The sequence below is a fragment of the Streptomyces kebangsaanensis genome (genome assembly GCF_001906585.1).
Lineage (GTDB): Bacteria > Actinomycetota > Actinomycetes > Streptomycetales > Streptomycetaceae > Streptomyces > Streptomyces kebangsaanensis.
In genome coordinates, this window is record NZ_JUJA01000163.1 from 96,478 (window position 1) to 100,132 (window position 3,655).

Genomic DNA, 3,655 nt, shown 5'->3' on the forward strand with positions numbered 1-3,655 from the left:
GAGCCGGCCGGGGCTGGCCCGGCAGTACATCGACCAGCCGCTGACGGACGACGCGTACGCCCCGCTGGCGCTGCGCACCGCGGACGGCGGCGCGCTGGTCTTCTTCACCACCCGCCACTACGAGAAGCAGACCGCCGCCCAGGGCGCCACCGTCCCCACCCCCAACAAGAACGTCCAGGCCCTGACCACCGGCGAGATCAGGCAGTCCCTGACCATGGAGTTCCTCTCCAACGAGATGGCCCTCGACCCACCGAGGAACGCGGGCGACCAGCAGGTGTCGATCCTGGCCCGCGTCCAGGGACTCACGTCGGCCCTGGGGGAGTGACGGAGCCGGATTCGCCGTGCGGGCGGACTCGGCACAGGCGTGGACGCGCGGCGCGGGCGCGGGCACGCGCTTACGACACGGGTGCGGGTTGTGCACGGGTGCGGACCCGGGCCCGCGGGGGCCCGGCCGGGCGGCGCATGGCGCGGCTCCCGCGCCCCGGATGGAGCCCTGCGCTCAGTGGCGCAGGAGGCCAGGACCCGGCGACGGGGCCCGGGTCGTCCGTGGCGTGGCGGACGCAGACAACGGGCGGGCGGACTTCCGGCGCGGGCTCGCGCCCGCGGGTGTGATCCCGGCACAGGCGGTCGCGTGGCGCGGCACGGCTTCCGCGGTCCGGGCGGAGCCCTGCGTTCAGTGGCGCAGGGGCCAGGACCCGGCGACCGGGCCCGGGTCGTCCGTGGCGTGGCGGGCGCAGGCGTCGATGAGGGGTTCCAGGAGGGTGAGCGGATCGGGGAGCGGGTGTTCGGGCCCGCGCAGCCAGCGCACCCGGTGGTCGTCGTCGCCGGGCAGACGGGCCGGCGGTACGAGGACGTAGGAGCCGCGGCAGTGCCAGCGCAGGCCCGGGTGCTCGTCCTTGGTCTCCGGGTGGCAGTCCAGCTCGCAGGGCCACCACTCGTCCTCGTCCTCGGGGGTGCCGCGGGTGAGGGTGAAGAACAGCATGCGGCCGTCGTCGCTCTCGGCGACCGGGCCGACCTCGACGCCGGCGGCGAGCAGCTCCTCCAGGGCCTCCCGGCCGGCCTGGAGCGGCACGTCCAGGACGTCGTGCACCATGCCGGTCGCGGTGATGAAGTTGGCCTGCGGCTGGTGCCGGGCCCAGCGCTCGATCTGCGCGCGGTCGGTCGTGGACTGCGTCTGCCAGGCGAACGACACCGGGTGCCGGGCGGGCGTGGGGCAGCCCACGCGGTCGCAGGAACAGCCGTAGCCGGTCCCCGGGTGCGCGGCGGGCGCGAGCGGCAGCCCCGCGGCGGCGGCGGCGAGCAGCAGGGCCTCACGACCGCCGTCGTCGGCGGTGTCCTTCGGGCGGCGTCCGCGCAGCCAGTGGGTGAGTTTGCCCTGCCGGCCGGTCCGGCCGCCGAACTCCGCGCTCATCTATCCCCTCGCCTCGCTGGTGTGGACAGCATGCCCTATCGTCCCACCATCCTGCGCCTCGGGGCACCAAACCCCACATCCGGGGCACAGGTCACCGGCGGCCGGGGCCCCGGAGTGTGCCGCGCGCCACTCACGCGGGCGAAGCCGGCGGTCCGGCACGCGCGCGGCGGGCGGGACCGGCGCACCATGGGCAGCAGACGAGTCCCTGAGGTTTCCCAGGAGCCCCCCTTGGCCCGCCCCCGCCGCGCCCGACCCCGGCGCTACCTGATGTGCCCACCCGCGCACTTCGACGTCACGTACTCCCTCAACGCCTGGACGGACCCGGACAAGCCGGTCGACGCCCCGCTGGCCCTCGCCCAGTGGGAGCAGCTCCGCGAGGTGTACCGCTCCCTCGGGCACGCCGTCGAGGAGCTCGCCCCGCAGCCGGGCCTGCCCGACATGGTGTTCACGGCGTACGGCGCCACGGTGGCCGACGGCCGGGTCTTCGGTGCCCGGTTCGCGCACCCGCACCGGGAACCGGAGGCCGGGGCCCACCTGGAGTGGTTCGCGGAGAACGGCTTCGCGCACCTGCACGTGCCCGTCCACATCAACGAGGGCGAGGGCGACTTCGCCGTCACCGCCTCCTGGCTGCTGGCCGGGCGCGGCTTCGGGACCAACCCGCTCGCGCACGGCGAGGCGCAGGAGTTCTTCGGCCGGCCGGTGATCTCCCTCGAACTGGTCGATCCGCGCTTCCACCACCTCGGCCTGGCGCTCACCGTCCTGGACGACGAGGCGGACGAGGTGGCGTACCACCCGCCCGCCTTCTCCCCCGGCAGCCGCGAGGTGCTGCGCCGGCTGTTCCCCGACGCGCTGCTCGCGGGCGAGAAGGACGCGCTGGCGTTCGGCCTGAACGCCGTGAGCGACGGCCTGCACGTGGTGTTCCCGCAGGCGGCGACGGGCCTGTACGCCCCGCTGCGCGAGCGCGGCTTCGAACCGCTCGCCGTGGACCTGGGCGAACTCCACAAGGCCGGCGGCGGCGCGAAGTGCTGCACCCAGGAGCTACGCCCCTGAGTCCCACGGCCCGCACGGCCCGCACGGCCCGCTCGGCACGCCGATGGGCCGAGGGCCGTCCGGGACGGTGGCTCGACGCCGGGCGCCGGGTCGGCTGCGGGGCCGGGCGGCGGGTGCGGGGCCGGACCGGTCCCTCCCGGGAAGCCGCGCACCGCGGCCGCCGCCCCGCCCCGAGGGTGCCCGGAGGGCTATCGCGGCGGCCAGGGGTCGCCCCAGGCCGCGTCCCGGGCCCGCTTGTACGGGGCGCCGTGGCGTTTGGTGACCGTACGGCGCCGCAGCTCCTCGGTGGGCTCGCACAGGTCCAGGAGGACCTGGCCCTTGCGGATCCGGGGACGGCGGACGATGCGGGAGGGGGCCGGGGCGACCGGGAAGCGGGCGGCGGCGACGTAGCTGAACTTCTCGTCCTCGTAGGCGAGGGAGCCGCCCTTGACCTGCCGGTGCAGGGAGGAGCGGCTGACGCGGGCCGAGAAGTGGCACCAGTCGGTGCCGGGCACGATGGGGCAGGCGGCGCTGTGCGGGCACGGCGCCGCGACGTGGAAGCCGGCCGCGATCAGCCGGTCGCGGGCCTCTATGACACGGGCGTAGCCGTCGGGCGTGCCGGGCTCCACGACGACGACGGCCTGCGCGGCGTCCGCGGCGGCGGTCACGACGGCGGCCCGGTCGGCGTCGGTCAGCTCGCCGAGGACGTAGGAGACGGTGACGAGGTCGGCGGGGTCGAGGGCGAGCTCCGTGCCGATCCGGGCGCGCTGCCAGCGCGCGTCCCGCAGGGCCGGGTCGGCCTCGGCGATCTCCCGGCCGAGGGCGAGCGCGGGCTCGGCCCAGTCGAGCACGGTGACCGGCCGCGCCCCGTCCCAGGTGGCGGCGACCGCCCAGGTCGCGGCCCCCGTCCCGCCGCCGACGTCGACGTGGCTGCCCGGGACCCACCCGGGCGCGGCGTCCGCGAACGCCTCCAGTGCCGAGCGCACCGCCTCGAAGGTGGCCGGCATCCGGTAGGCGGCGTAGGCGACCACGTCCGCGCGGTCCCGCAGGACCGGCGCGTCGGTGGGGGTGTTCCCCCGGTAGTTGGCGATCAGCCGCTCCACGGCTCCCGCGGCCTGCCGGGGCGGCAGCCCGTCGAGCAGACCGGAGAGGGCGGCGCGGAGGGTTTCCGAGGTGGGCGCGGCGTCGTTCACCGTGCGATTCTCTCAGGCCCGG

Annotated in this window: 3 protein-coding genes and 1 pseudogene; 2 read left to right on the forward strand and 2 right to left on the reverse strand. The window is 76.4% G+C overall.

Annotated elements, in window-relative coordinates; all coding sequences use genetic code 11:
• Positions 1-325: pseudogene (locus RH94_RS45165) on the forward strand (hypothetical protein); the annotation flags it as partial.
• A 348-nt stretch (positions 326-673) separates the two neighbouring features.
• Here RH94_RS45165 and RH94_RS32130 read toward each other — a convergent pair.
• A complete protein-coding gene (locus RH94_RS32130; protein WP_073951858.1) occupies positions 674-1,411 on the reverse strand; it encodes a bifunctional DNA primase/polymerase in 738 nt (245 codons plus the stop codon).
• A 186-nt stretch (positions 1,412-1,597) separates the two neighbouring features.
• Between RH94_RS32130 and ddaH the strand changes: the two genes are divergently transcribed.
• On the forward strand, positions 1,598-2,461 hold the full coding sequence (gene ddaH, locus RH94_RS32135; protein ID WP_073951859.1) for a dimethylargininase: 864 nt from the start codon (positions 1,598-1,600) through the stop codon (positions 2,459-2,461).
• Between the two features lie 188 nt (positions 2,462-2,649).
• Here ddaH and RH94_RS32140 read toward each other — a convergent pair whose 3' ends face one another.
• Positions 2,650-3,633, reverse strand: a complete 984-nt coding sequence (locus RH94_RS32140; RefSeq protein WP_073951860.1) for a small ribosomal subunit Rsm22 family protein — start codon at positions 3,631-3,633, stop codon at positions 2,650-2,652.
• Positions 3,634-3,655: the final 22 nt, after the last annotated feature.

Coding starts and splice junctions, on each gene's coding strand:
- RH94_RS32130 (WP_073951858.1), bottom strand. CDS start 1,411: ATGAGCGCGGAGTTCGGCGGCCGGACCGGCCGGCAGGGCAAACTCACC.
- ddaH (WP_073951859.1), top strand. CDS start 1,598: ATGGGCAGCAGACGAGTCCCTGAGGTTTCCCAGGAGCCCCCCTTGGCC.